Annotated in this window: 4 protein-coding genes and 1 pseudogene; 1 reads left to right on the top strand and 4 read right to left on the bottom strand. The window is 62.0% G+C overall.

Annotated features, from left to right (window positions below; all coding sequences use genetic code 11):
* The 4 genes and pseudogenes from I5W_RS04210 to I5W_RS04195 all read right to left on the bottom strand — a co-directional run.
* Window positions 1-1,627: hypothetical protein (locus I5W_RS04210; protein ID WP_044528295.1), on the bottom strand; the 1,627-nt coding region annotated here is incomplete at its 3' end.
* A 127-nt stretch (window positions 1,628-1,754) separates the two neighbouring features.
* Entirely contained in the window at window positions 1,755-3,128 is a 1,374-nt protein-coding gene (locus I5W_RS04205) for an HlyD family type I secretion periplasmic adaptor subunit (RefSeq protein WP_044528294.1), read from the bottom strand.
* On the bottom strand, window positions 3,125-3,898 hold the full coding sequence (locus tag I5W_RS04200) for an OmpA family protein (RefSeq protein WP_181458994.1): 774 nt from the start codon (window positions 3,896-3,898) through the stop codon (window positions 3,125-3,127). The genes I5W_RS04205 and I5W_RS04200 overlap by 4 nt, the downstream gene beginning before the upstream one ends.
* Window positions 3,898-5,552, bottom strand: a pseudogene (locus I5W_RS04195) (TolC family protein). The gene I5W_RS04200 and the pseudogene I5W_RS04195 overlap by 1 nt, the downstream one beginning before the upstream one ends.
* A 434-nt stretch (window positions 5,553-5,986) precedes the next feature.
* Here I5W_RS04195 and I5W_RS04190 point away from each other — a divergent pair.
* On the top strand, window positions 5,987-6,375 hold a 389-nt coding region (locus tag I5W_RS04190; protein ID WP_044528292.1), incomplete at its 3' end, for an ATP-binding protein.

Here is a 6,375-nt window from a genome sequence, read left to right as displayed (position 1 = left end):
CTTCGCGCAGCTCCAGCCGCAAGTCCTTGACCATGGTCTGGCGGCCGCTGCGCATTTCCTCGATGACGGTCTGCCAGTTGATGTTCTGGCGCATCAGGGCTTCGGTGATCGAGGTCAGCGATTGCGGGATCGCGCCCAGGTTCTTGACCCGATCGTTCTGGGTCGCCATGTGCTTGGCCAGGTCGATCTGCAACTGGCGTGCCGAGAGTGCATCACGGGCCATGTTGCTGGAGTTCTCGCCGATGGTGCTGCCCAGTTCGTTCAGGCGCGCCGCCACCGTGGCCTGCAATTCACCCTGGTACTGGATGGCGCCCATTTCATCGGCCAGACGCACCGAGATCTGGTTCAACAGGGCCGGCAGTTGCGCGATGTTCTGCGCAGTCTTTTCATTCATATTGGAGATTTCGCCCTGCTGTGCCTGCAGCGAGGTCAAGGCCGAAGACAGCGCCAGTTGGCCGGCCTGGATGGTGGTGACGATCTGCGGCAGCACTTCGAAGGTGCGGTTGGCGATGTCGCCATTGACCGAGAGGCGTTCTTCCAGCGAAGACAGACTGTCGGAGAGGTCGCGGGCCGAGGTGATCTTGGTATTGATCAACTGGCCGACGTTGCGGATTTCTTCCAGGGTCTGCTGCGCCGTCTCATGCATCCGCGGACCGAAGGCCACCAGCTGGCGCAGGCTGCGCGACTCTTCCATGCTGTCGTTGAAGAGCTGGACGATGTTGTTCAAGCGATCGTTCAAGCCTTCCAGCTTGATGCCAGCCTGCAGCGAGGCTTCCGAACTGTTGCGGGCGGCCATGATGGATTCGCGCTGCAATACCATCAGGTCTTGCAGGAATTCGGCCAGGAAGGTTTCCGAGACGCCCTGGCGCTGGGTGGCGGCCGGGCCGCTCATGTCATGCACTACGTGCTGCACCATGTCGCTGATGCATTCGCGAGCCCGGGTGACCAGCTTCTTGCTGGCCGCGCGCAAGGGCGTGAGCGTCAGGCCCAGAGCCAGCGAACCGATCAGGCCGAACATGGAGGCCGAGAAGGCGGTACCCATCGAGGCCAGCGGCTTTTGCAGGTCGGCCACCAGGTGCATGAAGGAAGCATCCATGTCGCCGCCGGCACTGGCCTTGCCGAAGCCATCGATGAGCGCGGCCGTGCTGACCAGGGTTTCGAGCAGGCCGATGAAGGTCCCCAGCAGACCGAGCGCAATCATGAAGCCGGTCAGGAATTGCGGGAACTCGGTCTTGGCATCGAGGTGGGCGCGCAGGTCGTGCAGCGAGCCTTCGATGGTTTCCTGTTCGATACGCGAGGTCAGCCGACCCTTGGTGCTGGCCACCGAGACCAGCACCTGGCCAATCTCGGTGCCGTCGAACTCGGGCGCCTTGACCAGGCTTTCCATCGATTCACCGGCCTTGGTGCGGTCGTAGAACTGCATCAGTTTGGCGTATTCCCAATTGACGCGGTACAAGTTGTAGCCGATCAGGCTCACCCCGAATACGGCCACGGCGATGATGAACAGGTTCAGAAAGGGATTGATCTGGATCGCATGACCCACGAATCCCCGGAACAGGAAGGCGCCCAATAACAGCAGCAGTGTCGGGATGGCGGCAAGTGCGTAGAACTGGCGAAGGTTTTTCATACGAGCGAGGTTTCGGAGAAAAGGACGCAGGGAAAGTGCTTGGTGCAGAAAACGTCAACGGCCCTCAAACCTTGGTGGATGGGCCTGAGCGACGGATATAGATGTGCATGGAACAGGATGAGCGGGTTCATCGCGGCTCCCGCAGGGCACCCTGGCCGAAGCGCGACAGCGGCGACATCAGGTACTGCCACACCGTGCGGCGACCGACGATGATGTCGGCGCTGGCGGTCATGCCGGGCATCAGGGCCAGCTTGCGCTGCAACGCATGGTCGCCACGTTGCACGGCGATCTTGATGCGGTAGCTGCGTTCGCCGCGCGGGTTGTTGTCGTCCGGCACGGTGTCGGCGCTGATCTCGGTGACCACGCCGTCCATGGCGCCATAGACGCCATAGTCATAGCCGGAGACCTTGACCGGGGCGCGCGCACCGGGCACCAGTTCGGCCCGGTCGGTGGGCGAGATGCGGGCTTCGATGACCAGCTTGTCGTCGCTGGGGGTCATCTCGATGATGGGGTCGCCCGGGCGCACCACGCCGCCCACGGTATTGATCATGACGCGGTTGACCACACCATCCATCGGTGCCTTGACCTCGGAGCGGGAGACGCGGTCATTGCGCGACTTGATCTCTTCCTGCAGGCGCGCCAGTTCGGTTTCGGCGGCGGTCAGTTCGGTGCGGGCGTCGGAGCGGAAGCGCGAGGCAGCCTCGCCCATCTTGGCCTGCGATTCGGCAATGGCCGCCTTCAGGCGCGGGATCATGGCATCGTTGGCGGCCAGCTTGCTCTGCGCATCCTGCACGCGGGCGGCGGCCTGGATGTCTTCCAGTTGCGAAGCGGCGCTGCGTTCGAGCATGTTGTGGATCAGCTTGTACTGGCGCTGGGCCAGGTCCAGTTCGCTGGCCTGGCTCTTCTGGCGGCTGATGGCCTCGCCCAGTTCGGCCTGGCGCTGGGCCGCCTGTTCGCGCAGCACCGACAGTTCCTGCATGAGCTTGGCCGAGCGCGCGGCAAAGGCGGCCTGCTCGCTCTGCACGGCGGGGTCGTCGTGATCCAGGTCGGCGGGCATCTGCAAGCTGGCGGCACCCGAGGCTTCGGCACTCAGGCGGGCGATCTTGGCACGCAGGCCGAGGATCTTCACGCGCCCTTCACCGAGGTCGGCATTGGCGCGCACATCGGCAATCGAGATCAGGGTCTGGCCCTTCTTGACCACCGCCCCTTCGCGCACCAGGATGGCCGAGACGATGCCCCCCTCCAGGTGCTGGATGACCTGGTTGTGTTCGGAGGCAACGATGCGGCCACTGCCGCGCACCACCATGTCGATGGGCGCGAAGATGGACCACACCACCAGCAAGACCAGCAGCACCGCGCAGGCCAGCACCGCCAGACGCGGTCGCGGCATGGCCTGCAGCTCGCCCAGTCGGCGATCCAGGCGCGGTGCCACGCGGCGCATGAAGCCCTTGCTGCGGGATGCGATCCCGTGGCCGGTGCCGGGCTTGAGCGAGAGCGTCATTTTGCTGCGGCCTGGTATTGCACGATCACGCGGGCATCGTTGCCACTGCCGTTTTCATCGGTGGCCACGCGGCTGGTGACGCGCTCCTTGTCCACGCCAGCGTCGATCAGGTAGTTGCGCACCGCCACGGTGCGATAGTAGGCGCGGCGCCGGCTCTCGCTGTAGGCGCCACTGCCGATCACGCCGGTGACCACGATCTTGCCCTGGCTGGACTTGGCGCGGCGCACCCAGTCACCGATGCTCTTGTCGAGCGCACGACTGCCCTCTTCATTCAACTGGGTGGAATCGGCATCGAAGTTGAGGGTGACGGCCTTTTCATTGGTGTCGATGCGCAGACCCGGCGCCACTGGCTTGTCGTTGGGTTCGGTCTTGACCTGGATCGCATTGGGGCTGGACGGCGCAGCATCGCTGCGCAGGCTGCCATTATCGGATTGCAACGGGGGCGCGGCCAGCTTGGCCTTGAGGCTGGCCACTTCGCGCTTCAACTGTTCGATCTCCTGCGCCTTTTCGCGCTCGCCCGCCGTTTCGGCACTATTCGTGCTGGTGCTGTCGGCGGTGGCGATGGTATCGGTCTTCTTGGCTTTGGATTCACCCACCACCTGCGCCTGGCCTTGCGAGATCAGCTTGCTGACCTTCATCTGCGCCAGTTTCTGCGAGTAGTAAAACAGGGTCACCACGAACACCACCACCACGAAGATCATCACCAGCACCACGTTGGACAGCGCGTCCACGAAGCCTGGCCAGAAATTCTGTTCCTTGCCTCCCTCCATCATTCCCCCGTCTTGTTTGACGCCCGCGTGGGCAGGGTTTCCAGCGCCGAGGCGCGACCGGTGTTGCGCAGGATCTGGTAGCTGATGTCGGCCTGCTGGAACAGCAGGTTGGCAAAATCCATGCGTGCCTGGTAAGCCTGCTGGTAGGCATCCAGCACGTCGAGCAATTGCTTGCTGCCGGTGGAGAGCTGCTCCAGGAAGACATCGGCCACGTTGGCATTGGTGAGATAGGCCTGGCGCGAGATTTCCATGCGCTTTCTCACCGCGCCCAGGGTGCGGTAGTTGATCTCGATCTGCTCACGCAACTTCCGTTCCAGGTCCAGCGCGGTATTGCTCTTTTCCACGTACTTGGCACCGGCCTGCTTGCTGTAGTACACGTCGGAGCCGCCATTGAGCAGGTTCATGGTGACCACCATCATCAGGCGCCGGTCGGTGGTCAGTTGCAGGCTGTTGTCGGTGGTATCGATGGCGCCGCCCGCCCCGCGGGTCTTGGTCTGGGTCCATTCCACGGCCAGCGTGGGCGAGAACTTGGCGCGCGCCGACTTGAGCTCCAGGTTGGCGGCATCGACATCGCGCCGCGCGGCACGCACGCCGGGATTGGTCTCGTAGATATCCTGCAGGGCCAGTTTGGAGGTGTCGGGCACCACCGGCATCATGTGATCCGGCACTTCGATCTGCTCGATCTGCGGGCGGTGATCTGGTTCAGGCTCACCATGGCGCTTTCCAGTGCACCCTCGGCCTCGGCCACCGCCGATTGCGCAGTCAGCGAGCGGCCGCGCACGCGTTCGAAGTCGATGCGACTGGCGCCACCGCTTTCCAGGCGCTTGCTCATGTAATCCAGCAAACTGCCCATGCGCTGCGCATAGCTGCGCGAGAACGACAGCGTGGCATAGGCGCGCATGACGTCGTAATACGCCTTGATGGCGTTGTAGTACAGGTTTTCGCGGGCATCGTCGCGACGCAGGTCGGCGGCGTCGGCCAGCGAGCTGGACTTGCGGTAGTCGTAGTAGGAGCCGGGCGCGAAGATGGGCTGACGGCCGATCAGGGTTACGTCCCAGCGCTTGTGGTAGGAAGCGCGCTGGATCTGACCGGTGTTGGGGTCCAGCACCGACGACGGCGAGGAATATTCATTGCCCTTCTGCGCCCGCACGTCCAGGGTCGGTCCCAACTGCCCGGCGGTGGCCTTGGCCGCATAACGGGCCTGGTCGGCCTGGGCGGCGGTGGCGGCAAAGCTGTAGCTGTTGCCCAGCGCCAGATCGAGCACGCTGCGCAGGGTCAGGTCAGGCACCGTCTCTCCTTCGGTGACGATGCTGATCTGCGGCAGGGCAATCCGGTTACCGGAAAAGTCCGGATCGGACTGGCGCAACAGCAACAGGATCTCATCCTGGGCCGAGGGTGCCGGGGTGTCAGCCGGCAAACCCGGCAAACGGTAATCGGTGGCCGACGGTCCGGCCGGATCCGCGCCCAGCCGTATCTGCGGCGGCGCATCCAAGGTATTGTCCAGCCTGGCCGGCTGGACCTGGCCTGATACGGCTGACTCGCCCGAAGGCGACGACTTGTCCGCAGCCCACACCACCGCCGCAGGATGCGCGGCCAGCCCGAGTGACACTGCGAGTACGAAACGCTTGCTTTTGAGAACTATCATCAACGCCATCAGCCGGTATCGCACCGGCCTCCCCTGCCCAACCTCACCCAAGGAAAGAATCGGCAGCCCTCTCGCTGCGATTCCCGTCATCAAACCGGGGACTCATCTTTTTTTTCTTGGCGAGTACCGGCTTGCACATCTGTTCAATCAGTTGATTGAATTTATTACATTTTTGTCAAAATAATTCTAACACTGCCGGATTGCAACTCAATTACAAAGAGCAGCAAAAAGTCGTTTAATTTCAATTGACTTGATAAAAACCAACATTGGCAAAAATGGTCAGCCTATGCAATTGATGCCCCAAAGAAACAAGCCTGGGCACTTGCGGCGACAAAAACTGTAAAAATCGCAGTTGAAAAACCACTAGTCTCTCCCTATATCCAGCCCACGGGCGATTGCCTCTGCCTATTTCACTCATTCATTTCTTCAATAAGGACAAAAACATGGCATCCGAAAAACAGACCATGGGCTTCCAGGCCGAAGTCAAGCAACTGCTGCAGTTGATGATCCACTCGCTGTATTCGAACAAGGAAATCTTCCTGCGCGAGCTGGTCTCCAATGCTTCCGATGCGGCCGATAAGCTGCGCTTCGAAGCCATCAACAATGGCAGCCTGTTCGAGGACGACCCGGAACTGAAGATCAAGATCAGCTTCGACAAGGCAGCGCGCACCATCACCATTTCCGACAACGGCATCGGCATGAACCGTGACGAGGCCATCTCGCATCTGGGCACCATCGCCAAGTCGGGCACCAAGGAATTCTTCTCGCGCCCTGTCGGCGAACAGCAAAAGGATGCCGCTCTGATCGGCCAATTCGGCGTGGGCTTCTATTC

This window comes from Herbaspirillum sp. B65, assembly GCF_000333555.1.
Classification (GTDB): domain Bacteria; phylum Pseudomonadota; class Gammaproteobacteria; order Burkholderiales; family Burkholderiaceae_D; genus Herbaspirillum; species Herbaspirillum rubrisubalbicans.
Note: the sequence above shows the minus strand (reverse complement) of the source record. Positions and strands in the feature narration are given on the sequence as shown.